24 protein-coding genes and 1 pseudogene are annotated in these 23227 nt (G+C 72.6%); 15 read left to right on the top strand and 10 right to left on the bottom strand.

What is annotated here, in order from left to right; translation table 11 throughout:
- Nucleotides 1–43 precede the first annotated feature (43 nt).
- The 8 genes and pseudogenes from WA762_RS10305 (at nucleotide 44) to WA762_RS10270 (ending at nucleotide 7078) form a co-directional block, all read left to right on the top strand.
- Nucleotides 44–766, top strand: coding sequence for a CIS tube protein (locus WA762_RS10305; RefSeq protein ID WP_073784148.1), 723 nt, complete (start codon nucleotides 44–46; stop codon nucleotides 764–766).
- Complete coding sequence (locus WA762_RS10300) at nucleotides 763–2529, top strand: VgrG-related protein (RefSeq protein WP_335935000.1); 1767 nt, start codon at nucleotides 763–765, stop codon at nucleotides 2527–2529. The genes WA762_RS10305 and WA762_RS10300 overlap by 4 nt, the downstream gene beginning before the upstream one ends.
- A gap of 60 nt (nucleotides 2530–2589) precedes the next feature.
- Nucleotides 2590–2907 (top strand): PAAR domain-containing protein, encoded by a 318-nt coding sequence (locus tag WA762_RS10295; protein ID WP_335934999.1) that lies wholly within the window; start codon nucleotides 2590–2592, stop codon nucleotides 2905–2907.
- Nucleotides 2904–3326, top strand: a complete 423-nt coding sequence (locus tag WA762_RS10290) for a GPW/gp25 family protein (RefSeq protein WP_335934998.1) — start codon at nucleotides 2904–2906, stop codon at nucleotides 3324–3326. Before WA762_RS10295 ends, WA762_RS10290 begins: the two co-directional genes overlap by 4 nt.
- Nucleotides 3326–5287: a putative baseplate assembly protein gene (locus WA762_RS10285; RefSeq protein WP_335934997.1), complete on the top strand. Its 1962-nt coding sequence runs from the start codon at nucleotides 3326–3328 to the stop codon at nucleotides 5285–5287. The genes WA762_RS10290 and WA762_RS10285 overlap by 1 nt, the downstream gene beginning before the upstream one ends.
- Complete coding sequence (locus WA762_RS10280) at nucleotides 5284–5847, top strand: phage tail protein (protein WP_335934996.1); 564 nt, start codon at nucleotides 5284–5286, stop codon at nucleotides 5845–5847. Before WA762_RS10285 ends, WA762_RS10280 begins: the two co-directional genes overlap by 4 nt.
- 4 nt (nucleotides 5848–5851) lie before the next feature.
- Nucleotides 5852–5914, top strand: a pseudogene (locus tag WA762_RS10275) (zinc ribbon domain-containing protein); the annotation flags it as partial.
- 390 nt (nucleotides 5915–6304) lie between these two features.
- Nucleotides 6305–7078, top strand: a complete 774-nt coding sequence (locus WA762_RS10270) for a zinc ribbon domain-containing protein (RefSeq protein WP_335935115.1) — start codon at nucleotides 6305–6307, stop codon at nucleotides 7076–7078.
- Nucleotides 7079–7229: 151 nt separating this feature from the next.
- On the opposite strand, the gene WA762_RS10265 is transcribed toward WA762_RS10270, so the two are convergent.
- Together WA762_RS10265 and WA762_RS10260 are read right to left on the bottom strand one after the other, a co-directional pair.
- Nucleotides 7230–7880: an HAD family hydrolase gene (locus WA762_RS10265; RefSeq protein ID WP_335934995.1), complete on the bottom strand. Its 651-nt coding sequence runs from the start codon at nucleotides 7878–7880 to the stop codon at nucleotides 7230–7232.
- Between the two features lie 186 nt (nucleotides 7881–8066).
- Complete coding sequence (locus WA762_RS10260) at nucleotides 8067–9200, bottom strand: site-2 protease family protein (protein WP_335934994.1); 1134 nt, start codon at nucleotides 9198–9200, stop codon at nucleotides 8067–8069.
- A 268-nt stretch (nucleotides 9201–9468) separates the two neighbouring features.
- On the opposite strand from WA762_RS10260, the gene WA762_RS10255 reads away from it, so the two are divergent.
- On the top strand, nucleotides 9469–10599 hold the full coding sequence (locus WA762_RS10255; RefSeq protein ID WP_335934993.1) for a CapA family protein: 1131 nt from the start codon (nucleotides 9469–9471) through the stop codon (nucleotides 10597–10599).
- 34 nt (nucleotides 10600–10633) lie between these two features.
- Here WA762_RS10255 and polX read toward each other — a convergent pair whose 3' ends face one another.
- The 3 genes from polX to WA762_RS10240 form a co-directional block, all read right to left on the bottom strand.
- Nucleotides 10634–12361 (bottom strand): DNA polymerase/3'-5' exonuclease PolX, encoded by a 1728-nt coding sequence (gene polX / locus WA762_RS10250; protein ID WP_335934992.1) that lies wholly within the window; start codon nucleotides 12359–12361, stop codon nucleotides 10634–10636.
- A gap of 351 nt (nucleotides 12362–12712) precedes the next feature.
- A complete protein-coding gene (locus tag WA762_RS10245; RefSeq protein WP_335934991.1) occupies nucleotides 12713–14221 on the bottom strand; it encodes an AAA family ATPase in 1509 nt (502 codons plus the stop codon).
- 451 nt (nucleotides 14222–14672) lie between these two features.
- Nucleotides 14673–15551: a universal stress protein gene (locus tag WA762_RS10240; protein ID WP_335934990.1), complete on the bottom strand. Its 879-nt coding sequence runs from the start codon at nucleotides 15549–15551 to the stop codon at nucleotides 14673–14675.
- 514 nt (nucleotides 15552–16065) lie between these two features.
- Between WA762_RS10240 and WA762_RS10235 the strand changes: the two genes are divergently transcribed.
- Entirely contained in the window at nucleotides 16066–17103 is a 1038-nt protein-coding gene (locus WA762_RS10235; RefSeq protein WP_335934988.1) for an NAD-dependent epimerase/dehydratase family protein, read from the top strand.
- A 140-nt stretch (nucleotides 17104–17243) separates the two neighbouring features.
- Here the strand turns inward: WA762_RS10235 and WA762_RS10230 are convergent, their stop codons facing one another.
- Nucleotides 17244–17570 (bottom strand): plasmid stabilization protein, encoded by a 327-nt coding sequence (locus WA762_RS10230; RefSeq protein ID WP_335934986.1) that lies wholly within the window; start codon nucleotides 17568–17570, stop codon nucleotides 17244–17246.
- Nucleotides 17571–17924: 354 nt separating this feature from the next.
- Here WA762_RS10230 and WA762_RS10225 point away from each other — a divergent pair, with 354 nt between their 5' ends.
- From WA762_RS10225 to WA762_RS10205, 5 genes are all read left to right on the top strand, one after another.
- Nucleotides 17925–18074: a CsbD family protein gene (locus WA762_RS10225; RefSeq protein ID WP_443080558.1), complete on the top strand. Its 150-nt coding sequence runs from the start codon at nucleotides 17925–17927 to the stop codon at nucleotides 18072–18074.
- Between the two features lie 93 nt (nucleotides 18075–18167).
- Entirely contained in the window at nucleotides 18168–18290 is a 123-nt protein-coding gene (locus WA762_RS10220; RefSeq protein ID WP_335934984.1) for a hypothetical protein, read from the top strand.
- Entirely contained in the window at nucleotides 18287–18943 is a 657-nt protein-coding gene (locus WA762_RS10215; protein WP_335934982.1) for a histone protein, read from the top strand. The genes WA762_RS10220 and WA762_RS10215 overlap by 4 nt, the downstream gene beginning before the upstream one ends.
- Nucleotides 18944–18949: 6 nt before the next feature.
- Nucleotides 18950–19957 (top strand): SRPBCC family protein, encoded by a 1008-nt coding sequence (locus tag WA762_RS10210; RefSeq protein ID WP_335934980.1) that lies wholly within the window; start codon nucleotides 18950–18952, stop codon nucleotides 19955–19957.
- Nucleotides 19958–20279: 322 nt separating this feature from the next.
- Nucleotides 20280–21155 (top strand): Rieske (2Fe-2S) protein, encoded by an 876-nt coding sequence (locus WA762_RS10205; protein ID WP_335935113.1) that lies wholly within the window; start codon nucleotides 20280–20282, stop codon nucleotides 21153–21155.
- 54 nt (nucleotides 21156–21209) lie between these two features.
- On the opposite strand, the gene WA762_RS10200 is transcribed toward WA762_RS10205, so the two are convergent.
- Genes WA762_RS10200 through WA762_RS10185 form a run of 4 tightly spaced genes read right to left on the bottom strand, consistent with a single transcriptional unit; the run spans nucleotide 21210 to nucleotide 23200 of the window.
- Nucleotides 21210–21605 carry a gas vesicle protein K gene (locus WA762_RS10200; protein WP_335934978.1) on the bottom strand — a complete coding sequence of 132 codons (396 nt, stop codon included), beginning with the start codon at nucleotides 21603–21605 and terminating at the stop codon, nucleotides 21210–21212.
- Nucleotides 21606–21615: 10 nt separating this feature from the next.
- On the bottom strand, nucleotides 21616–21843 hold the full coding sequence (locus WA762_RS10195; RefSeq protein WP_335934976.1) for a gas vesicle protein: 228 nt from the start codon (nucleotides 21841–21843) through the stop codon (nucleotides 21616–21618).
- Nucleotides 21840–22694, bottom strand: a complete 855-nt coding sequence (locus tag WA762_RS10190) for a GvpL/GvpF family gas vesicle protein (RefSeq protein WP_335934974.1) — start codon at nucleotides 22692–22694, stop codon at nucleotides 21840–21842. Before WA762_RS10190 ends, WA762_RS10195 begins: the two co-directional genes overlap by 4 nt.
- Nucleotides 22691–23200, bottom strand: a complete 510-nt coding sequence (locus WA762_RS10185; protein WP_335934972.1) for a gas vesicle protein — start codon at nucleotides 23198–23200, stop codon at nucleotides 22691–22693. The genes WA762_RS10190 and WA762_RS10185 overlap by 4 nt, the downstream gene beginning before the upstream one ends.
- Nucleotides 23201–23227: the final 27 nt, after the last annotated feature.

Here is a 23227-nt window from a genome sequence, read left to right as displayed (position 1 = left end):
AAGTCCCGTCCGCCACACGTGAAGTTCCGGAAGGAGGAACGCGATGTCGCCCGTCGCCCGCACGAGTCGTGCTCGCGCCCAGCTGACCATCATGGAGCCGCCCGCGGAGGTCGGCGCCAAGCCGGGCGGGAGGATCGCCCAGCTCACGCTGCAGTTCAACCCGGCGCGGCTGTCGCTGAACAAGAGCACCGAGTGGCGGCGCACGCCGTCCCGGATGGCCGAGCAGTCCGCGCTGCCCGAGTTCGTGGGCAGCGGGCCGCGGACCCTGTCCATGGAGGTCTTCCTCGACGCCACGGCCACCCATGACAACTCGGTGGAGAAGGCGGTGGAGCAGCTGATGCTGGCGTGTGCGCCCACCCCCAACAGCCTGGCCCGCAAGACGCCGGCCAGCCCCTGGGTGCGCTTCGACTGGGGCACGTCCCGGACGACCTCGTTCGACGGTGTGATGTCCAGCCTGTCCATCTCGTACACCCTCTTCGACGTCGACGGGAAGCCGCTGCGCGCCACCTGCTCCCTCTCCATCGAGGAGGCGAGCAGCGAGACGCCCGGCCAGAACCCGACGTCGGGCTCGCGGGAGGCGCGGCGCACCCACCGGGTCGTCGTGGGCGACAGTCTGCCGCTGCTCGCCTGGCGCGAGTACGGCGACGCCACCGCGTGGCGCACGATCGCCCACGCCAACGACATCGACGACCCGATGCAGTTGGTCCCCGGCCGGGAGCTGGTCGTGCCCGGCCTGGAGGCCCCCGCCGCGGAGGGCGGCCGGTGACCGCCCCCGGCCGTTCCTTCGCCGCCGATCCGATCGTCGAGGCCCCCGGCGAGCTGCCCCCCGTCTGGGCGGCCCAGCTGGTGAGCTGCGTGGTCGACGAGAACGTCGGCCTGCCGGACACCGCCGTGCTGACGTACCGGGATCCCGACCACAAGCTGCTCACCGCCACCGGGCTCACCATCGGCACCCCGCTGAACATATCCGTGGTCACCGTGCAGGAACGGGCCCGCGAGCGGCTGTTCACCGGAGAGGTCACCGCGGTCGAGCTGGACAGCGACACCACGGGGTCGTTCACCGTCGTGCGGGCCTTCTCCAAGGCCCACCGGCTGCAGCGCGGGCGGAAGGTGGTGGCCTTCCGCAACATGAGGGCCGCCGACATCGTCCGCAAGGTCGCCGCGGGGGCCGGGCTCGCCTGCGGGAGGGTCGAGGCCGCGCCCGTCACGTACAGGCAGCTGACCCAGCCCAACGTCTCCGACTGGGAGTTCCTCCAGTACCTCGCGGGCGAGAGCGGCGCGCACGTACGGGTGGACGACCAGGGCCTGCTGCAGTTCGTGAGGCCGAGGCCCGCCGCGTCGGCCCCCTCGCCCGACACCTCCGCCGCCCGGAACCCGATGGTTCTCGAGTACGGGCGCAATCTGCTGGCCCTGCGGGCCGTGCTGACCGGGGCGGACGGGGCCGACGACGTGGAGGTGCGCGGCTGGGACGTCGAGACCAAGACGCGGCTGGTGGCCCGTGAACAGTCCGTGCGCAGCGACACGGTGTCCCCCGGGATGAGCCCGTCGAAGGCGGCCGGCGCGTTCGGGGCGGGCGCCCGGCTGACGGTCGCCGACACCCCGTACCGGACCCAGGCCGAGGCCACGGCCGTCGCCGGTTCCCTGGCCTCCTCGGTGAGCTCCGGTTTCGGGGAGATCGAGGCGGTGGCCGAGGGGAACCCCCATCTGCGGGCCGGTGAGCCGGTGGCGCTCGGCAACGTCGGGCCCGCGTTCTCCGGCCGCTACACGGCGACCGCCGCGCACCACGTGCTGGAGCCGAACGGCGGCTACCGCACGACCGTGCTGGTGAGCGCCGCGCCCGACCGCTCCCTGGCGGGACTGGCCGGCGGCGCGAACGCGCCCTCGCGCAGTCCCCGCGTGCCGGGCCTGGCGATCGGCGTGGTCACCGACATCCGTGAGGGCAGGGACGAGCGGGGCTGGGTCCGGCTGAAGTTCCCCTGGCTCGACGACACCTATGTGTCCGACTGGGTCCGCACGGTGCAGTGGGGCGGCCAGGGCGGGGGCGGTGTGTTCAGTCCCGAGGTCAACGACGAGGTGCTGGTCGGATTCGAGCAGGGCCTGCTGGACAGCCCCTACGTGCTGGGCGGCCTCTACAACGGGGTCGACAAGCCGTCGCCGCACGACGTGCCGCTGGTCGACCCCACCAGCGGCAGGGTCAACCGCCGTTCGCTGGTGTCCCGTTCCGGGCACCGGCTGGAGCTGCTGGACAGCCCGCGCGGGACGTCCGGCGTCCGGCTGGCCAGCGGCGACAAGCGGCTCGACGTCACGCTGGACGAGCGGCGGGACGAGATCGCGCTGAAGGTGTTCGCCCCCGGCGGCGCCCGGGTGCTGAGCTCCGTGACCCTTTCCGCATCCGGCATCACGCTGGACGCCGGCACCGGTGAGGTGAATGTGAAGGGGAGTTCGGTGACCGTCAACGGCAGGACGGGGGTCACCGTCGACGGCGGGCTGCTCGCCGTCCTCAAGGCCAAGCTCATCCGGATCAACTGACGCCCCGAAGCGGCCCGTACGGCGGCCGAAGTCCTTTTCGCAGCAAGGAGAACAGCGACCATGCCCCCTGCAGCCCGGACGGGCGACTCCACCGTTCACGGCGGTCTGATCGGCACCCCTCCCCCGGGCGCCGCGGCCGTGGCCACCGTGCTGATCGGCGGCAGGCCCGCGGCCGTCGTCGGCAGCCTGCACGTGTGCGTGGTCCCCCCGCACGCCGCGCTCGGGCCCGGGAACGTCATCATGCCCAGCCCCGCCTCCGCGCTCACCGGTCAGGTGCTGATCGGCGGGCTGCCGGCCGCCCGTATGCGGGACACCACCAGTTGCGGCGCGCAGATCAGCAGCGGCGCGCTGAACGTCCTGATCGGGGGCCCGGTGTGAGCGGCGGTTTCATCGGACGCGGCTGGGGCTTCCCGCTGCGGGTCGGTCCCACGGGGGGCATCGGCATGGTCGAGCGGGACCAGGAGATCGAGGAGGCGATCGGGCTGATCCTCGGCACGGCGCCGGGCGAGCGTCCGATGCGCCCGGAGTTCGGCTGCGGCATCCACGAGTACGTCTTCGCCCCCGGCGACGGCGCCACGGCCGGGCGGATCGCGCGCGAGGTCCGCGCGTCGCTGGAGCGCTGGGAGCCGCGCATCGAGGTGACCGATGTGGTGATCGCGTTCGACGCCGTCGAGGAGGGCACCTTGTACATCGACGTGCACTACGCCGTGCGCGCCACGAACGATCTGCGCAACCTCGTCTTCCCCTTCTACACCATCCCCTCCTCCGAGGGCTCCGAGGAAGCGGGGGCGCGCTGATGGCCTTGCCCTCCCCCAACCTGGACGACCGGCGTTTCCAGCAGCTCGTCGACGAGGCCAAGCGCTACGTCCAGCAGCGCACCCCCGAGTGGACCGATCACAACGTGTCGGACCCCGGGGTCACGCTCATCGAGACGTTCGCGTACATGGTCGACCAGTTGCTGTACCGGCTGAACCGGGTGCCGGACAAGAACTACTCGGCCTTCCTCGACCTGCTGGGCGTCACGCTGTTCCCGCCGACGGCGGCGCGCGCGGAGGTCGACTTCTGGCTGTCGGCCCCGCAGCCGGAGACCGTGCTGCTCCCGGCGGGGACGGAGGTCGCCACCTCGCGCGGCGAGGCCGAGGAGGCGGTGGTGTTCGCCACCCCCGAGGACCTCTCCGTCGTCCCGAGTTCGCTGGTCCGGCTGGTCACCGCGCCGGTGTCGGGCGAGCAGACCGACCGCACCGCGCCGCTGGGCGCGGGCCAGGACGTGCGGTGCTTCCAGCCGCGGCCGGAGCCGGGCGACGCCGTGCTGTTCGGGCTGCCGACCGCCGTGCCCCGGTGCATCGTCGCCGTACGTCTGGACAGCCGGGTGGAGGGGGTGGGCGTCGACCCGCGTCAGCCGCCGCTGGTCTGGGAGGCGTGGGACGGCGCCCGCTGGGTGACGTGCCGGACCGGCGCCGACAGCACCGGCGGGCTGAACAGGCCCGGTGAGGTCACGGTGTTCGTTCCCGCCGGGCACACCACGTCGGTGGCCGCGGGGTACCGGGCGGGGTGGCTGCGCTGCCGGGTCACGGCCCCGGAGCCGGGCCAGCCGTTCTACTCCGAGTCGCCGACGATCCGGGAGGCCGAGGTGTTCACCGTCGGCGGCACCGCGGACGTGGAGCACGCGGAGACCGTCCTGGACGTTCCGCTGGGCGTCTCCGAGGGCGTCGCCGGGCAGCGGTTCTCCGTGACCAGGGTGCCGCTGCTGCTGGACGGGGAGCCGCCGGTGGTCCAGGTGTCCTCCGCGGAGGGCTGGCAGGTGTGGACGCCCGTGGAGCACTTCGGCGCCTCCTTGCCGGACGACCGGCATGTGCGGATCGACGCCGTCACCGGCGAGTTCGCGTTCCCGCCCGAGGTACGCGAGCCCGACGGGACGATGCGCGCCTGCGGCGCCGTGCCCGAGAAGGGCGCCCAGCTGCTGGTGCCCCGCTACCGGACGGGCGGCGGCGCGGCCGGGAACGTCGCCCGGGGCGCCATCAACGTACTGCGCAGCTCCGTGCCGTACGTGGCGAGCGTGAACAATCGCGAGGCGGCCCGGGGCGGGGTCGACGGCGAGACGGTGGAGAACGCGAAGGTCCGGGCGCCCAACATGCTCCGGGTGCAGGAGCGGGCCGTCACGGCCGCGGACCACGAGGTCATCGCCCGCGAGGCCGCGCCCTCCCTACGCAGGGTCCGGTGTCTGCCCGCCGCCGCGGGCGAGGGCGGTGCGGTGCGGGTCCTGGTGGTCCCCGACGCGGTCCCCGACGAGGGCGGGAACCTGCGGTTCGAGCAGCTGATCCCGTCGGACTCGGTGCTCTCTGCGGTCGCGGCGCGGCTCGACGAGCGGCGGCTGGTCGGGACCCGGCTGGTGGTGGAGCCGCCCGCGTACCAGGGCGTCACCGTGGTCGCCAGGCTGCTGGCGTCCGGCGCGGACGCGGACCGGGTCCGCACGGAGGCGCTGGCGGCGCTGTTCCGCCACATCGACCCCCTGCGGGGCGGCGCGGACGGGGCGGGGTGGCCCTTCGGCAGACCGGTGCAGTACGGCGAGGTCTTCGCGGTGCTCCAGAACGTGCGGGGGGTGGGGCTGGTGGAGGAGCTGCGGCTGTTCCCGGCGGACCCGATCACCGGTCGGCGCGGGTCGGCGCGGGAGCGGATCGACGTCGCCGCGGGCGCCCTGGTCTTCTCGCACCAGCACCAGGTCGTGGTCACGGCGGGCGGGCCCGGTGAGGGCTCATGACCAGGGCCGCGGTACCGGGGCTCGCCAGCCGCTACCCGATCGGCGGGCTGCTGCCCGCGCTGTACGCGGACGACGACCTGGCCCAGCGGTTCACCGCGGGCCTGGACACCGTGCTGGCCCCCGTCCTGTCCACGCTGGACAACCTTCCCTCCTATTTCGATCCGGCGCTGGCCCCGGCCGACTTCCTGCCCTGGCTGGCGTCCTGGGTGGGCGCCGATCTCGATCCGGAGCTGCCGCCGGAGCTGCGCCGGGCCGTCGTCGCCCGGGCCGTCGAGCTGCACCGGTGGCGCGGCACCCGCCGGGGCCTGGTCGAACAGCTCCGGCTCTGCTTCGGCCTCCACGCCGACATCCATGACGGCGGAGGCGTCGCGTGGTCCTCGGAACCGGGCACGGCGCCGCCCCAGGCGCCGACCGGCGAACTGCTGGTACGCGTCTGGGCGCCGCACGGGGGCCCGGTGGACGCGAACCGCGTCCTGGGCGTCGTCGCGGCGTCGTGTCCCGTACATCTCACGTGCCGGGTGGAGATTCTGCCGGGCCCGCCAGAAGAGACAGGAGGCTGACGCGATGCGCGCGTGCCCGGCGTGCGGTGCGGCCAACCGCGAGGACGACGAATTCTGCGGGAACTGCGGTTCCTATCTGGGCTGGTCCTCCCAGCCCCCGCGGAACCCTCCCGCCGCCGGGGAGCCCGCAGACCCGGCAGAACCTGTCGGACCGGCGGAACCGGTCGCGCCGGCGGCGCCTGCCGAGGCGGCGGAACCGGCGGCCGGGCCGGCGAACCGGACTCCGGCGGGGGCCGGGACGGGCCCCGCCCCGGACACCCCGGACCCCGCTGCCGGGGCCGGGGCCCCGACCTCCCCGCGTCCCGGGCCACCACCGGTGGAACCCGCGCGGCCGCGCCCGCCGGAGCCCGCCGGACCGTCCGCCGTGACGCCCGCACCGGCCCCGGAACCGCCCCCGCGGCCGGTGCGGCCCGCCGCCCCCGTCCGGCCGGAGTCTTCGGCGGAGGAGGACGAGCCCGTGGTGGCGGTGCGGCCGGCCGAGCCGATCGCCCGCCGCCCCGTCGTGCGGCCCGTGGCGGCGGCGGAGGACCCCGACGGGCCGCCGTGCCCGGCGTGCGGCACTCCGAACCTTCCAGGACGCCGGTTCTGCCGGCGCTGCGCGGCGCCGCTCCAGACCCGGGAGCGGCCCAAGCCGCTGCCGTGGTGGCGCACGGTGTGGCCGTTCCGGCGGCGCGTACGGGGCGGATCGGGCCGGGTGCTGCGGCGGACCCTGCTGGTCCTGGCGGTCGTCGGGCTGCTGTTCGCGGGCTTCCTGCTCCTGCCGGCCGGGCGCTTCGTCTTCGAGGACGTGCGGGACAAGCTCGGCGGCACGGCGGAGATCACCCCTGCGAAGGTCACCGCGAGCGCCGAGGCGCCCGGCCATCCGGCGACCGCGGCCACCGACGGGGTGACCAACACGTACTGGGGGGCGCCCGCGCTCGGCTCGTCCTTGACCTGCGTCTTCGACAAGCCGTTCCGGCTGGTCGGCGTCGTGGTGCACGCCGGTGTGTCGAAGGAGCCCGAGGAGTTCCGTCGGGGGGGCAGGCCCACGCGGGCCGATCTGATCGTCACCACGTCGGACGGCGAGGTCCATGAGAAGGCGGTGACGCTCGCCGACAAGCCGGGCCCGCAGACGGTACGGACCGGCATCAGCGACGTCGTCTCCGTCCGGCTCGTGCTGCGGACCGCTGCCGGTCAGGGCGAGGGCCGGCCCATCGCGGTCGGGGAGGTCGAGTTCTTCAAGCGCACCTGAGGAAGCGCGCATGAGGCCGAGCGGACTGACGGCGGCTCGGGACCCGCTGCCGGACGGTCCGAGCGGGGTCCGCGACGTCACGGGGAAGGAGTTCCAGCAGACCTCGGCCCAGGGGGTGTCTGATGAATGAGTGCGGGAGAACGCACGGGCGTCACCGCCCGGTGATGAGCGCGGGCAGTTCCCGCATGTCGTGGAAGACCGTGGTGCCGGGGCCTTCGAGCCGTTCGGCCGGGGTGAGTCCGCCGGCATAGCCGAGGGCGCGCATGCCCGCGGCGCGGGCGGCCCGGACGCCGGGCCCGCTGTCCTCGATCACCACGCAGGCGGCGGGATCCGCTCCCATCTGCCGGGCGGCGTGCAGGAACAGGTCCGGGGCGGGCTTTCCGCGGCCGACCTCGGTGGCGCTGTAGATGCGGCCCGCGAAGCGGTCGTAGAGTCCGGTGCGACCGAGGGTGTGGCGCATCTTGTCGTGCGTGCCGCTGGAGGCCACGCAGGTCGGCAGGGTGATCTCGTCCAGCGCCTCGGGCAGCCCTTCGACGGGGGCGAGGCCGGTGTCCACGGCCTCGCGGTGCAGCTGTTCGAACCGCTCCGACCAGATCGCGGCGGTCTGCCCGCCGAGCCGGGCGGCGATCTGATCGCGGATGGCGGCATGCGAGCGGCCGATGAACCGGTCCACGACCTCGTCCTCGGTGAGCGGCCAGCCCAGCTCCGCGCCGAGGGCGACCTGGACGCGGACGGCGATGCGTTCGCTGTCGACCAGCACTCCGTCGCAGTCGAATATGACGAGTTCAATCGGCTTGATCATCCCGGCAGCATAGAGGCTCGCCGGGCCGGCAGGCCTCCAGCCGACGGGGACGCGAACGCGCACGAGCGGTCCGGAGCGGCACGGCGGTGTCCGGAGGCGGGGTTCCGCGATCGGCTCCTCGGCGTCTCGGTGCGGCCTTCATCGGCGTCTCGGTGCGGCCCTCGTCAGCGTCTCCGTGCGGCCTTCTCAGTGTCTCGGCGCTGTCCTCATCAGCCAGTTCACCGTCCGACTGACGTCGGACAGCGACAGGATCCCGACCAGTAGGCCCTGCTCCATGACCAGGACGCGGTGCTCGGCGCCGGGCTCCATGCGCGGCAGCAGATCCGCGAGAGGGGTGTCCGGGTCCACGACGGTGACCCGCGACAGCGGCACCATCACTTCGCCGACCGTGACCGCCCCGCTCCTCCCGGGCGGCACCTGCCTGGCGGAGTTCACCGTCACGAGCCCGGCCGGCGCGCCGTTCTCGCCGGTCACGGGGAACGCGGAGTGCCGGTACCGGTAGCGCGGGTCGGCGAGCAGGTCGGCGACCGTCAGGGTCACGGGCGCCGTGAGCGGGTCTCTCGTCATGGCGTCGCGCACCGGGACGCCCGCGAGCAGGCCGCGCAGTTGGGCCTGCTTTCCCTCCGCCGTGGCGGCCGTGATGAGGAACCAGCCGATCAGGGCCAGCCAGAGGCCTCCGAAACCGCCGCCCCTCATGAACACCACGAGCCCCAGCGCGACGAGGAGCCAGCCGAGGACACGCCCCGCCGCGGTGGCCCCGGCCGTCGCCCGCAACCGGTCCCCCGTACGCCACCACAGGAAGGCGCGCAGTAGCCGGCCTCCGTCGAGCGGGGCGGCGGGGAGGGCGTTGAAGACGGCGAGCAGCAGGTTGATGCCCGCGAGCCATGCCACCGCCTCGACCAGAAGGCCGGGGGCGGACGCCTGGACGAGCAGCCAGTCCGCCAGGACGAAGAGGCCGGCCAGCAGAAGGCTCACCAGCGGGCCGACACCCGCGATGCGCAGTTCCGCGGCCGGGCTCGACGCCTCCGACTTCAGCCGGGCCACGCCGCCCAGCAGCCACAGCACGATGTCATCGACGACCACCCCGTTGCGCCGCGCCACCACGGCGTGGGCCAGCTCGTGGGCGAGGAGCGAGGCCAGGAAGACCACGGCGGCCCCGAGCCCCGCGGCCCAGTACACGACCGGGGCCTGGCCCGGGTACGTCCTGGGGAAACGGCCCTCGGCGAGGCCGAACGCGATGATGACGAAGATGAACAGGACGCTCCAGTGGACCCCGGTCCGGACGCCCGCGATCCGTCCCAGCCTCAAGGTCGCCCGCACGGCGTCCCTCCTCGCTCGACGTTTCTCCTGGGGTCCGCCTCCGCTCGTGGGTCAGCACGCGGGCGCCGGGGCGTCTCGCGGGTCGCCTCCGCCGAGGAACGGGGCTTTCGGCCCACTGTCCATGGTGCGCGTGGCGCCGGGATCGGGCGACCGCGTCGCCAGGGGCCGCCCTGCCCGGTGGACGCGGCCCGGCCCCTCCTCCGTCGTACGGTTCCTTCCGTCGTACGGTTCCTTCGCGCTCCGTCCGGGGCGGTCTTAGATTGGGAGGGTGCACGAGGGCGTGGTCACCCTGTTCCTCGGCGGGGATGTGATGCTCGGCCGGGGCGTCGATCAGATCCTCCCGCACCCCGGCGACCCGGCGCTGCGGGAGACGTACGTCCGCGACGCCCGGGCCTATGTGGGTCTGGCCGAGGCGGCGAACGGGCCGATTCCCCGGCCGGTCGACTTCCGCTGGCCGTGGGGCGAGGCGCTGCCGGTCCTGGACGGCGCCGCGCCCGACGTGCGGGTGGTCAATCTGGAGACCGCCGTCACCGGCGACGGGGACTTCGCGCCCGGCAAGGGCGTGCACTACCGGATGAGCCCGGCGAACCTGCCCTGTCTGGCCGCGGTCCGCCCGGACGTCTGCGCGCTGGCCAACAATCATGTGCTCGACTTCGGCCCGCGCGGGCTGGACGAGACGCTCGACGCCCTGGCGGAGGCGGGGCTGCGGACGGCGGGCGCGGGCCGGGACGCGGCGGGCGCCGGGCGGCCGGCGATCGTGCCCCTGCGGGCCGGCGGACGGGTGCTGGTGTTCTCCTTCGGGATGCCGTCCAGCGGGATCCCCGCGGACTGGGCCGCCACCGGGGGGCGGGCCGGTGTCGAGGTCGTCGCGACGCCTTCGGCGGCGGCCGCGACCGCGTTCACCGATCGTGTGCGGCAGGTCCGGCGGCCGGGCGACGTCGTCGTCGCCTCGGTCCACTGGGGGCCCAACTGGGGCTATCGCGTCTCCCGCTCCGAGGTCGGCTTCGCGCACACGCTCCTCGACGCGGGCGTGGACGTCGTGCACGGGCATTCCTCGCACCACCCGCGGCCGCTGGAGGTGTACGACGACAGGCTGGTCCTGTACGGCTGCGGCGACCTCGTCGACGACTACGAGGGCATCGGCGGATACGAGAGGTACCGGGACGACCTGCGGGTGCTGTACCTGGTGTCGGTGGAGGCGGACACCGGCCGTCTGGTCGGCGTGCGGATGGTGCCCCTGCAAGCGCGCAGGATGCGGCTCGAACACGCCTCGCGGGAGGACGCCGAGTGGCTGCGCGAGGCCCTGGACCGGCACAGCCGGGAGTTCGGCACCCGTGTCGACGGCGGGCCCGACGGCACGCTCACGCCGCGTGCCGTGCGCGCCGCGCGGAGGGCATGACGCGGTTCCCGGCCGCTCTCCGCCGGTCGCGGCCTCAGCGCGCCCGGTCCTCGCGCAGGAATCGGCGCAGCCTTCTCAGCGGCCATGTGTTGATCACATCGTCGGGGGTGAGCCATCCGCGTTGTGCCGTGCCGATTCCGTAGCGGAGAAACCCGAGCTGGGGGATCGAGTGGGCGTCGGTGTCGATGGCGAACTTCGCCCCGTGGCCTCTGGCGCGGAGGATGTCCTCGTCGCCCAGGTCCAGGCGGTCGGGCTGGGCGTTGATCTCCAGGGCCGTGCCGGTGCGGGCGCAGGCCGCGAACACCTCGTCGAGGTCGGCGTCGACGCCCGGCCGCTTGCCGATCAGACGGGTGGTGGGGTGTCCGATGACGTTGACGTGGGGGTTCTCGCAGGCGCGCACGATCCGCCGGGTCATCGCCCTGCGGCTCATGGTGAAGTGGGAGTGCACGGAGGCCACGCAGACATCGAAGCCCTGGAGGAACTCGTCGGGCCAGTCCACCTCCCCGTCGGGCCCGATGTTGAGCTCGGTGCCGTGCAGCAGCCGCATCCCGTGGTGTCTGCCGTCCAGCGCCCGCACCCGCTCGCGCTGGGCGAGGATCTTCTCGTCGGTCATGCGCTGCATGTACAGGTTCGGCGCGTGGTCGGTGACCGCGTAGTACGCGTAGCCCCGCTCGGCGGCGGCCGCGACCATCTCCTCCAGCGGGGCGAGGCCGTCGGTGAGGTCGGTGTGGGTGTGCAGGTCCCCCTTCACGTCGCCCTCCGCCACGACCTCGGGCAGTTCGCCGCGCAGTCCGGCCTCGATCTCCCCCCGGTCCTCGCGCAGCGTGGGCGGGATCCATGGGAGGCCGAGTCTGGCGTAGACCTCGTCCTCGGTCCGGGAGGCGACCCGCTTTCCGCCGTCGGTCTCGAACAGTCCGTATTCGGAGAGCTTCAGCCCCTGGTGGACGGCGATCGTGCGGGTGCGGATGTTGTGCGCCTTCGAGCCGGTGAAGTACTGCAGGCCGGCGCCCCAGGAGTCGGGCCGCACGACGCGCAGGTCCACCTGGAGGCCCTTGACCGTTCGGATCGAGGTCTTCTTCTCGCCGTGGGTGATGACCTCGGCGGTGGAGGGCAGTTCGGTGAGCGCGTCCATGAAGGGGGCCGACCGGCCGGCGGCGACGAGTATGTCGATGTCGCCGATGGTCTCCCTCATACGGCGCAGGGAACCGGCGTACGCGCACTTCTCGCAGCCGGTGACGCGGGAGAGTTCGGCAACGATCTCCTCGGCGGCCTCCGTGGCCGCGCCCAGCGGGACCCGCCCTCCCGCCTGCTGCATGAGGGCGATGCCGTGCAGGATGTTCTCCTCGGTCTTCTCGCCGAAGCCCTTCAGGTCGCGCAGCTTCTCCGCCCTGATGGCGTCGGCCAGCTCGGCCACCGAGGAGATGTGCAGATCCTCGTAGAGGGTCATCGCCTTCTTGGGGCCGAGGGTGGGAATGGCGATGAGCTGCCGTACCCCTGCGGGAATCCTGGCCCGGCTCTCCTCGACCGCCGGGACCTCGCCGGTGCGGAAGTACTCGACGACCTTCTCGGCGATCGACTTGCCGACGCCCGGGATCTCCTTCAGGCCCGCGACATCGAGCCGGGAGACATCGGCGGGGTGGCCGCCGATCGCACGGGCGGCCTTCTCGTAGGCGCGCGCCCTGAACGCGTCGCCTCCGGTGATGGCGAGGAGATCCGCGTACTCCCGCAGGAGCGCCTCGACCTCCTCGTTGGGCCGGGCCACGTCTCACAGTCTAGGACGTCTTCGAACGGCCGCCTGCCGTGCGACGGCAGTTCGAAGACAGGTCCTGGTGCCGTGACCGGCACGGTTTCCCCGGAAGGAGCGTCGTCCGACGCGCGCGATCGCAAGGCGGCCGGAGGGAGTGCGCGGGCCCTGCGGGAAGGACCCGCGGGGTCTCGGCGGCCCGGTCCGGATCCGTACGGACCGCATCGCTCTCCCCTCTCCCCGACCGAGCCGGACGGCTGCCCGTTTCCACGAGCGCTCCGGGGGACGTGGGCTCCCGCACTGCCGGGTGGTCCCGGCGCGGAGGAACAGACCGGCCCCGCCCCCGGATCGCCGGGGCCGCGATCGCCGTCAGGCGCCCCGGTAGAGACGTTCGAGATCGACGAGCATGACTTCGCCGCGCGCCTGGGCGGAGCGCAGTTCCGGGCTGAATCCGGAGGCGCAGTAGAGCGTCAGGCGGACGGGGTCGGCCCTGTCGTGGGGACCGAGGCGGTCCAGGACATGGCGCAGGTGCCGCAGATGACGGGTGTCCATGCCGGTGTGCCTGCGGGCGAGTCCCAGCGACACCAGCGGGCCGCTCAGGAGGCCGTCCGTTCGCCGGACCACTACTTCGGCGTCGAGACCGGCCTTCGCCGAGGGGTCGCTGAGGGAACCGTGCGATGCCGTGACGCGTTCGGTCCCGAGGCCCCAGTCGGCGAAGGAGACGGCCCAGTCCCGGCAGACCTGGGCGAATCCGCGCCCGGCGACGAGGGTGTCGAAGTCGTGGCGCGCCTCCTCCCACACGGTCCGGGCGTCGCTCTGTTCCAGGGCGGCCCTGCGCGGGCGTGCCACGGCGTGCTCGAACGCGAGGAGCGGGTCGGCGATGTGGTGGCGGGTGATTCCGGGCTGCAGTCCGTCCGGCTGGGACCGGAGCAGACCGCGGTCGCGGAGCACGGAGAGGGCACGTGAGGTGTCGGTGAGCTGCTGTCCCAGGAAGCCGGCTATCTCTCCGTGGGTCGTGCAGCCTCTGGCCAGCGCGGCGAGCACGGAGTGGAAGACGCCGCGGTCCCACGGTCCCGTCTCCTCGTCGAGCAGATGGCGGGCCTCGTGGAACAGGGGCATGCGTGGATTCAGGACGGTACGGCAGACCCAGGCGTCGAAGTCGCCCCGGTCGGCCGGAACGTCGTCGTTCACGTAGTCGTGCCGGTAGGCGGGGGTGCCTCCGACCACCGTGTAGACGAGGAGGGCCAGCCCGGGGTCGTCTATGCCCCACAGACGCGCCGCTCCCCGGAAGTCCACGGGCTGCACGTCGAGGATCAGCCCGGTGCGGGCGCGCAGGGGCGAGGCCGAGGCGAACAGCCGGGTCATCACGGGAGCGGTCTCGCCTCCGAGCAGCAGCCGCGCGCGGTTGTCCGGAGGCGGCCGGTCGAGGTGCCGCAGGGCCCCGTGGATGATGGACGGCAGGGCCGGGCTCGCCGCGACGAGGTCGGGGAACGAGTCGATGACGACGGGCACCGGACGCTCGTCCCCCAACGCCAGCAGAGCGTCGAGGCACTCCTTCCAGCCGTGCCAGCGGACAGGCCGTGCGAGCCGTCGGTAGCGCGCGTACTCCTCGCCCACCCGTCGCAGGGCTTCGGCCTCGGTGGCTTGCTGACCGCAGAAGTAGAATCCGCCCGTCGTCTGTGCCAGCGATTCCAGCAGGAGCGTCTTGCCCTGGCGGTGCCGCCCCATGACGACGCCCAGATCCGTCCCCGGGTGGGGGTCGCCCGCGAAGGACACCAGGGCCGCCCACTCGCTCTCCCTGTCGAAGAGGCGGTCGGGTCTGGCCGGGCGCCCGGGGTCCACGACCGCGGTCGTTCGCTGTCCGTGTACGGCATTCACACCGGGCACCTCCGGAATCCGCTGAGGGCGTATCCATTGTCGGACGGGCGGGCGGCGGGCGCCCGTCGTGCCGGTCGCCCGTCGCGGGGCCCGCCCCGTCCCCGCGGCCCGCCCCGTCCCCGCGGCGCGTCCGGACCCGCGGCGCGTCCGGACCCTCGGCGCGTCCGGACCCTCGGCGCGTCCGGACCCTCGGCGCGCCCGGGCCCGCGGCGCGTCCGGACCCTCGGCGCGTCCGAGCCCGCGGCCCGCCCCGTCCCCGCGGCGGGGGCTCCGAGAGGCCCACCGCGGCCGCCCGGTTGGCGTTCGCCCGGGCGGCGACGGGCGCCCGGGCCCGCGTCTGGGGCCCGTGAACCACGCGGTGCTGCACTATGCCTCGCGCCCGGTGGCGGTGGTCCCGGACACCCGGTGAGCGGAGCCGCGGTTCTCTGCCGCTCCCTGCCCGACGCGGTTGTCAGGTTCGCGGGACGAGGACGACCGGACAGTGCGTGTGGTGCAGGACGGCATGTGTCACATGGCCGAGCGGAGGACCCGGATGGTGGGGATGCCGCCGGGATCCGATGACGATCAGGTCGGCCTCGGAAGTCGACTCGACCAACGCCTCGGAGACGGATCCGGCACGGACGACGCGTTCGGCCACCTCCAGCTCCGGGAATTCGGCGCGTACCGGCTCGACGGTCCCGGCCGTGGCTCTCGCCCGGTCGGCGGCGAACCGGTCCGCGCCTTCGAACCCGGCCGCCATGCCGCCGACGTTCTCGAAGAAGACCCAGGCGCTCACCACCCGCAGCACGGCTCCGTCCCGGTCGGCCAGCCGGGCGGCCAGACGCAGTGCCTCCGCGTCGCGCTCGTCCCGCACCCCGGCCACCACGACGCCCGTCCGTTCGCGGTCCTCGCCGGGCACGACGACGACGGGCGAAGGCGAGTGGGAAGCCACGTCGAGCGAGTCCGACCCGACGAGGAGGGACGAGAACCCCCCGCGCCCGCGCGAGCCCACGACGACGGTGGCCCCGGGGTCCGCCTCACCGAGCAGACAGGGTGTGGTGCCGTGCTCGCAGAGGGTCGTGGTCACCGCGACGGACGGCGCCAGCCCCCGGGCGAGAGCGGCAGCCTCCTCCAGCACCGCGCCGCCGAAACTCTCGATCCGTCGACGGTCCTCCTCGGAGAGGTACGCACTTCCGAGGCGCATGCCCGTGGCGTGCACGATGTGCAGCGCCGTACCGCGTGCGGCGGCCTCGCCCGCCGCCCACCGCACCGCTCGCAGCGCCCCGTCGGAGCCGTCGGCGCCTACCACGAGCGCTCCCGCCGTGAACACGTCGCTCGGCATGCTGTTCATGATCTCTCCCTCGCGATTCCGATAGGACGAGGATCGTCAAGAGGGGCCGAGGCGACGACGCGCAGGCACCGGCGAGCGCGGGACTCGACGGACGCATTCACCCGAACGGCGCAAGGGCCGCCCGAGCGGCGGGCGGAAAGAAACGAAACCTGTTCCGGCGGCAGCGTGCGACGGCTGCGGCGTCTGGTGCGCCGCGAGCACGGGTGGCAGCAGGCGGAGCCGCTCTTCCCGGGTCTGCTGATCCGTTTTCCGGGGGCTCCGCCACGGGAGGCGGGATGGCCGAGTCACTGATTGGCTGGATGAGTCGGCCGTTACCCCCCGTCTCCCCTGCCGGACGGCCCGAATCCGCACTTCGGCCGGTCCGAAGGCGTACGCGATGCCCCAGCCCGAGGAAGACCGCCGCCGCGGTCGGGGCGGACGGGGCCGCCGCCCTCATCACCATCCCGATCAGCCATGTCCTGACACAGCGTCACACATTGGTCCCAGCACGACACTTCGGGGAGAGGCGGAACGAATGAGCACGCACGCGGGCTTGCGCGTCGTGGTGACCGGGGCCACCGGCAATGTGGGCACCAGTGTGGTCGAGGCCCTGTCGAAGGACCCGGACGTGGCATCCGTGGTCGGCCTCGCGCGCCGACTGCCGGGACTGTCCGTCCCGGGAGTGGAGTGGGCCGCGGTCGATCTCTCGCGCGACGACAGTCCGAGCGCTCTGGACCGGCATCTGGCCGGCGCGGACGCCGTCGTCCACCTGGCCTGGCGCTTCCAGCCCACCCATGACCCGGTGACCACCTGGCAGAGCAACGTCCTGGGGTCGATCCGCGTCTTCGAAGCCGTGGCGCGGGCAAAGGTGCCAGCCCTGGTGCACGCCTCGTCGGTGGGCGCCTACTCCCCCGGCCCGAAGGACGAACCGGGCGTGAGCGAGGAATGGCCCACGCACGGCTGGCCGGACGCGGCCTACTGCCGGGAGAAGTCCTATCTGGAACGGGTGCTGGACGCCTTCGAGCTGCGGCACCCGCGGATCAGGGTGGTCAGGATGCGCTCCGGTTTCCTGTTCAAGGAGCAGGCCGCGGGCGAACAGCGCCGAATCTTCGTCGGCCGCTGTGTGCCCGGCGCCCTGCTGCGCCCGGACCTTCTCCCCTTCGTGCCCGGTCTCGCGGGGCTGCGGTTCCAGGCCCTGCACACCGATGACGCGGCGCGGGCCTTCCGGGCCGCCGTGGTCGGTGACGTCCGGGGGCCGTTCAATCTGGCCGCGGAGCCGGTCATCGACGCCCGGGAACTCGCGGACCTGCTGGAGGCCAGGGTGGTACGCGTTCCGAGGGCGCTGGTGCGGACGGCTCTCGCGGCGGCGTGGCACAGCCACGCGGTCCCCGCCTCTCCGCATCTCTTCGACGCGGTGCTGCGGCTTCCCGTCCTGGACTGCGCCCGGGCCCGCGATCTGCTGGACTGGCGGCCGAACTGGACGGCGCGGGAGGCGCTGTCGTCATTCCTGAGCGGAGTGCGTCGCGACGCGGGCCTGGACACCCCGCCGCTCGCCGGCGGGCGGTGGGGATGACCGGGAGAGTGCGTCGGAGTGCGCCATGGTCGTGTGCGCTCCGCCGGGGCCGCACGCGGCCGAGCCGTACCGGTGGTACAAGGTACGGCTCGGCGTACGGTCGGCCCGCCCACCACCCACCCGATCGCCGGGGCCGTGGTTCAGCGGCCGAGCGCCTCGCGCAGCTGCTGCTTGTTCATGGACGAGCGGCCTTCGATGTGCTTCTTCCTGGCTTCCTCGTACAGCTGGACGCGCGTGGGCACCTGAGATCCGCTGTGCGACCGCCGGCCGCCGCGCTGTGAGGACGACTTCGGGTCCTGGGTGGAAGTCCTGCTCGACGAGCGGGCCTCGCCCGACCGCGCCCGCTCCTTGTTCACGGTGCGTGCGGCGATCTCCTTCGCGCGTTTCTCCGAGGCCCCGCGATTCTCGGCGCTCTCCTTGATGTGCTCGTACTGGCGCTCACGCTTCCGGCTCGATCCACTCGGCATATCAGCTCCTGTGATTGCGTCGCGCTCACGCACCGCGGACCGCGACGAGAGATGAGGGAGGGCTCTTCCATTCCGCTCCGCGCGTGCTCGTTCATCCACGCGCGCTTTCCCATTCCACGCGCGATGCCTGTCCCACGCCACAGGAAAGCGCGGACGGCGGGGCCTGAATCGCCGGTCCAGCCGCACAGTTCCGGGCGTGGCCGAACGCCTCGGAATTCCAGGTCGGTACGGCCGGCCGAAGCCCGCCTTTCCTGGTCGGCCCGCACGCAGCGGGCCCGCTTCCCGTCGCGCCGCCGGGCCCGGCAGGAACTACGTTGGAAAGAGAGCATGAAACACCCCATCGGAGGAGTCGCGATGACTCAGGGAAGCGGCAAGGACAAGATCAAGGGCAAAGCGAAGGAAACCTTGGGCAAGCTGACGGGCGACCGACGCAAGCAAGCCGAGGGAAAGGCCGATCAGGCCAAGGGAGAGATCAAGAAGAAGATGCGTGGCGGACATGCATGACCGCACCCCGCCGCGCGTCCCGCCCGCTCGGTAGCCATCGATCACCCCTCCGTCGCACGACCGGAGACGGTCGGCGGAACGGAGTCCGCGTGGATGGCCTGCACACCCCTGCGGGGAAGTGCGGGCCATTCGCGGTTCCAGCAGGACTCCCAGCAGGAGTTCCAGCAGGAGTTCCAGCAGGAATTCGACACCCATAAGAGGGTGAATCACCCATGATTGATGTCAACAGGCTGTTGCTCGCCGCAGCGGTGGCAGGCGGTTACGTCCTGGGACGCACCAAGAAGGGGCGGCTCGCGCTCACGGCGGCGTCCTATGTGGCCGGTCGCCAGTTCGGAGTGGAGCCGCGGAAGCTCGTGACCCAGGGCGTGAAGAGAATCGGGGAGATTCCGCAGGTAGCGGACCTGGGCGATCAATTGCGCGGCGAGTTGATGACGGCCGGTCGCGAGGCCGTATCGGCGGCTGCCGACCGCCGCCTCTCCGCGTTCGCCGATTCGCTCCATGAACGGACGCTTCGGCTTGAAGGATCCGAGGAGGAGCCGGAACGGGCGGAGGAGGACGAAAAGAGCCTCGCGCGGGAGAACGAGGAAGAGGAGGGCGAAGAAGGCTACGAGCCCGAGGACCGCGAGAAGACACCGCGCAGCGATCACACCTCGAAGAGGAAGTCCGAAGGCCACGAAGAAGGAGAGAGAGGCCCGAGGAAGGCGGGCGATCGTAAGCGCGTCGCAAAGCCCGGAAAGCCGGCGCCCTCCAAGAATCCACCGACCGGTAAACCCCCCGCCAGGAAGAAGGCGGGCGGGACGACCGCTCCACGGCGGAAGACTCCTTCCGCCACCGAGAAGTCTTCACCACGCGCCGAGCACCAGAGGTGACCGGTCATGACACAGCGGCACAGGGAGACCGACGGCTCGGGGCTCGACCGGTTCCGCGACGAACTGGCGGACTACCTGACGGCTCGCGTCGGAAAGCTGGCGGAGAAGGCGAGCGACAAGCTGTTCGACGTGACGGATCAGCTCACGGACGTAGCGCACAACGGCGGGTCGCTCGCCCGCGTGGGAGCGAACCTCCTGAACGGCGGATCCCCGATCAAGGCGGTCCTCTCCGAAACGGCGAAGAGCGCCAAGGACAAGGTCCTGGAGAAGGCGGGGGATCTCCTCGGCGGGAGCGGGGGCAACACACCGGGAGACCTGAAGGTCACCAACATCGTCGAGGTGATCGATGTGGGGGTTCCCCTCCGAACGGCCTATGACCACTGGACGCGCTACGAGAAGTTCAGTGGGTTCACCAAGGGGGTGCGCGACGTCTCACCGGCTGACGAGGTGTCGAGCGACTGGAAGGTCAAGGTGGGCCCCTCGACCCGGAGCTGGAAGGCGACCGTCCAGGAACAGGTGCCCGACGAACGCATCGTCTGGACGTCCGACGGCGCCAAGGGATCGACACGGGGTGCCGTGAGCTTCCACGAGCTGACCCCCGGCCTGACGCGCATCGTGCTGGTCGTCGAGTACTACGCGTCGGGGGTGTTCGAGAAGACCGGCAATCTCTGGCGCGCGCAGGGCCGGAGACTGCGGCTGGACCTCAAGCACTTCCAGCGCTACGTCACCCTCACCGACGAAGCGCCCGACGGGTGGCGCGGCGAGATCCGTGACGGCGAAGTCGTACGGACCCATGAGCAGGCCGTGGAGGACGAGGAGGCTCAGGCCGACGGCGAACCGGACGAACCGAATGGAAGGGCGGAGCCGGAGGAGGAGGAGGAGGAGGAGGAAGAACCGGAACCGGATGACGAATGGGACGAGGACGAGGCCCGGGACGACGAAGACGACGAAGACGAAGACGAAGGCGAGGAAGAGGACGAGGACGAGGACGAGGACGAGGACGAGCCGGTCTGACCCCGACCCCCTCGGGCGTCCCCCCGGCGTCCCGCTTACCGGGTGCCCCCTCGGGTGCCCCTCGGGCCTCACGCGCCCACTGCCGCTGCCGCGGCCCTCGCACCACACCGCTCACCCCGTCCCTCACCCCACTGCTCGCCCCGTGGGCTCGCCGGGGCGACCAGCGGAGTGGGGCGGGGGCTTCGGGCGTTTGAGGAGCACCCGCGCATGGCAAACGCCTGCCATGCGACCATCGGCGGAGAAGACGGCAGGCGCGGACCCGGATGCGCGTGATGATGCGGTGAAGGGCGGTGCCACCCGCGCCGAACGCGCCGAAGGACTCATGGTGCACTGCCTCGACGCGCTGGGCCGTGCGAAGACACTCGACCTGTTGTCGCTCCCGCTGCGGCGGATCGTGCGCGGCCTGCCCCTCGGCCCCTCCCGTGACGCGCTGCGCGGCCTGCCGATCGGACATCCGCTGCACCCGGCACTCGTGCAGGTGCCGTTGGGCGCGTGGGTGTCCGCCGCGGTGCTGGACCTCGTCCCCGGCGGCCGGCGCGGTGCGCGGGTGCTGGTGGGCGTGGGTGTGCTCGCGGCGGCGCCCGCCGCCCTGGCGGGCTGGGTTGACTGGGCGGAGCAGCACCGGGAGCAGATGCGCACCGGGCTGGTCCACGCAGCCTCCGTCACCCTCGCCACCGGCCTGTACGCCGGTTCCTGGGCCCATCGTGGACGCGGGGGCCGTACGGCCGTGGCGAAGGCGCTCGGGTTCGCGGGACTGTGCGCCGTCGGCGTGGGCGGGCTGCTGGGCGGTCATCTCGCCTATCGGCAGGCGGTGGGGGCCAACAAGGCCGAGTCGCTCGGATATCTGTTGGCGGAGGGCTGGCATTCGGTGGGGTCCGCGAAGGACTTCCCGGTCGGCGTGGCGGTCCGGAGACACCTGGGCGAGGTGGCCCTTCTGGTGTTCCATGACCAGGACGGGCGGTTCCGCGTGCTCGCCGAGCGTTGCAGCCATCTCTCGGGCCCGCTGTCCGAAGGCAGGATCGTGGACGGCTGTGTGCAATGCCCCTGGCACGGCAGCGTCTTCCGGCTGTCGGACGGCGCGAACGTGCGCGGACCGGCCACCGCTCCGCAACCGGCCTTCGAGACACGCGTGGACGGCGACGGCGCCCTGCGCGTCCGGCTGCCCGGGGCGGGGGCCGAGGTGTTGCGTTCCCGGTGACGACGGCCGGTTCCGAAGGGACGGGCGAAGCGCGAACGGGCGCGAAGCGCGCTCTCACTCGGAGGGGGGCAGCAGCGGCCCGAGCGGGCCGAGGTCCAGGTTGAGGTCGCTCATCGAGAGGTCGTAGCGCGCACAGAGTTCGGTCATGCGGTCGTGGAGGATCATCAGCGTCGCCCCCAGCCGCTCCTCCTGCTCCGTCGTGAGGTCCCCTGCCTCGACCCTCCGCAGCGCCTGCCGTTCCATGAGCTGGCGCAGCAACTCGACGACGGTGAGGACCAGTTTCATCAGGTCGCGTTCCACCGTGTCGGGGTCCGCCGTCACCCTGCGGGCCGGCCGCCGCACGCCGCCGGGAGCGCTCCGGCCTCTGGCGGGCAGCGACCTGAGGGCGCGATCCGCGGCTCCGGCGACCTCCTCGAAGCGGCCGCGGGGCCGGGGTTCCTCCTCCTCCATCCGTCACCTCCTACGAACGCAGCGGCATGTTCCAGGGGGCCGGGTGCCGCTCATCGATGGACACGATCAGCGAGCGCAGCGATATCCGCACGAGATCGATGTCGGCGATCGAGAGCACGATGTCTCCGGTGAGAACGACGCCTCCGCCGAGCAGCCGGTCCAACAGGTCGATCAGGGCCACCTGCCGCTGGGGAAGCGGTTCCTCGGCCGGGACCGGCGGTCCCCCGTCGGTGCTCACCGCGCCGTCCTCCTGTCGTCCTGTGCCGCCGTTCCCCTGTCGTCCCGTGTCAGGTCTCCGTCCTGCGGCAGGTCGGGGGCGACGAACGAGTACGGGGCCCAGGGGCCCGTGATCTCGACATGCACGCCTGCGAGGCCGTCCGCCGCCCGTCCCACATCGGCCCGGAACGCTTCGGCGTGCTCGAGCGGGACCAGGTAGGCGTCGTTGGCGACGTTCTGCCCGGTGCGGGGGGCGAGTCCGGGCTGCTGCGGACGGTGTCTGACCCGGCCGACCGCATAGGGCCGCGCGGCGGACTCGATCCGGTCGGCCACGTGCCCGGCGGACCGGTAGGCATCCTCCCGGGCGTTCCGCTGGGCCCGGCGGCGGCTCAGGTATGCCTGCCCGGGGCCCAGCTCCTCGGCGGGACGCGGTTCCTCCGGGGGGCCGTTCGCCGTCGTCTCGTCGACGAACACCTTGACGCCCCATTCGGCCCTGGCCGTCAGGTCGTCGAGCCGGGAGCCGAACGCCTCGCGGCGATCCTCCAGGACGGACCGTACGCGGTCGTCGTCGAGGTACAGCGTCACCAGCCGCAGCGGCAGGACGGTGGTGCGTTCCGCGAGGACCTCGACCACCCGGTGGTGGGCCCGGGCGACGGACTCCAGCCAGTCCAGGTCCTCCAGATGCCTCCGCAGCGCGTCTTCCTCGAATTCGCTCTGGGGCACCGGGCTCACGGCGACCACCAGATCACCGCAGTTCTCCGAGCGCACCAGGTGGACCGGCGCCCCGGAGACTCCGGGGAGACCGGCCAGCGCCTGTCGCAGCGTGCCGTCGTCGCGTGCGACCGCGTACGCGTAGCTGATGGCCTCGGTCATGGTTCGTCCCGTTCCTCGGTCCGGTGCGGCCGTTCCGCGCGTCCCGTCCGTTCGCGGTGGGAAGTCTCGCGGTGCGAAGTGCCGTGCGCGGAAGCGCTGTGGTGCGAAGCGCCGCGGGGGGCCTCTTCGGGGGGTTCGTCCTGCCGGTCCGCCGGCAGCTCGGCGCTCCGGCGCAGCGCGTCGACCTCGGCGCGCAGTCGTTTGTTCTCGTCGGTGAGCGAGCGGTATCCGTCGTGGGCGCGGGAGGACAGCGAGGGGTCGTGCTCCCACCAGTCGATGCCCATCTCCTTGGCCTTGTCCACGGACGCGACCAGCAGGCGCAGTTTGATGGTGAGCAGCTCGATGTCGAGAAGGTCGATCCGTATGTCGCCCGCGATGACGATGCCCTTGTCGAGGACGCGTTCCAGGATGTCCGCGAGGTTGGAGGAGGAACCCTGACCGTAGGGTCCGTAGGGGGTGGGCCGGGACGGCACGTCCCCCAGCCGCCTGGCGACGGGTTCGGTCACAGCCACTGCACCTCGATTCCCTGCCGC

Source organism: Streptomyces tyrfis, assembly GCF_037034285.1.
Classification (GTDB): Bacteria; Actinomycetota; Actinomycetes; order Streptomycetales; family Streptomycetaceae; genus Streptomyces.
The sequence above is the reverse complement of the archived record's forward strand: the minus strand, read 5'-3'. Positions and strand labels throughout refer to the sequence as shown.

Bases quoted from the DNA above. Each gene is read 5' to 3' on its own strand.
- WA762_RS10205 (WP_335935113.1), top strand. From the start codon at position 20,280: ATGGTGCACTGCCTCGACGCGCTGGGCCGTGCGAAGACACTCGACCTG.
- WA762_RS10200 (WP_335934978.1), bottom strand. From the start codon at position 21,605: ATGGAGGAGGAGGAACCCCGGCCCCGCGGCCGCTTCGAGGAGGTCGCC.
- WA762_RS10240 (WP_335934990.1), bottom strand. From the start codon at position 15,551: ATGAACAGCATGCCGAGCGACGTGTTCACGGCGGGAGCGCTCGTGGTA.
- WA762_RS10190 (WP_335934974.1), bottom strand. From the start codon at position 22,694: ATGACCGAGGCCATCAGCTACGCGTACGCGGTCGCACGCGACGACGGC.
- WA762_RS10215 (WP_335934982.1), top strand. From the start codon at position 18,287: ATGATTGATGTCAACAGGCTGTTGCTCGCCGCAGCGGTGGCAGGCGGT.
- WA762_RS10305 (WP_073784148.1), top strand. From the start codon at position 44: ATGTCGCCCGTCGCCCGCACGAGTCGTGCTCGCGCCCAGCTGACCATC.
- WA762_RS10220 (WP_335934984.1), top strand. From the start codon at position 18,168: ATGGCCTGCACACCCCTGCGGGGAAGTGCGGGCCATTCGCGGTTCCAG.
- WA762_RS10265 (WP_335934995.1), bottom strand. From the start codon at position 7,880: ATGATCAAGCCGATTGAACTCGTCATATTCGACTGCGACGGAGTGCTG.
- WA762_RS10225 (WP_443080558.1), top strand. From the start codon at position 17,925: ATGACTCAGGGAAGCGGCAAGGACAAGATCAAGGGCAAAGCGAAGGAA.
- WA762_RS10295 (WP_335934999.1), top strand. From the start codon at position 2,590: ATGCCCCCTGCAGCCCGGACGGGCGACTCCACCGTTCACGGCGGTCTG.
- WA762_RS10280 (WP_335934996.1), top strand. From the start codon at position 5,284: ATGACCAGGGCCGCGGTACCGGGGCTCGCCAGCCGCTACCCGATCGGC.
- WA762_RS10235 (WP_335934988.1), top strand. From the start codon at position 16,066: ATGAGCACGCACGCGGGCTTGCGCGTCGTGGTGACCGGGGCCACCGGC.
- WA762_RS10285 (WP_335934997.1), top strand. From the start codon at position 3,326: ATGGCCTTGCCCTCCCCCAACCTGGACGACCGGCGTTTCCAGCAGCTC.
- WA762_RS10230 (WP_335934986.1), bottom strand. From the start codon at position 17,570: ATGCCGAGTGGATCGAGCCGGAAGCGTGAGCGCCAGTACGAGCACATC.
- WA762_RS10210 (WP_335934980.1), top strand. From the start codon at position 18,950: ATGACACAGCGGCACAGGGAGACCGACGGCTCGGGGCTCGACCGGTTC.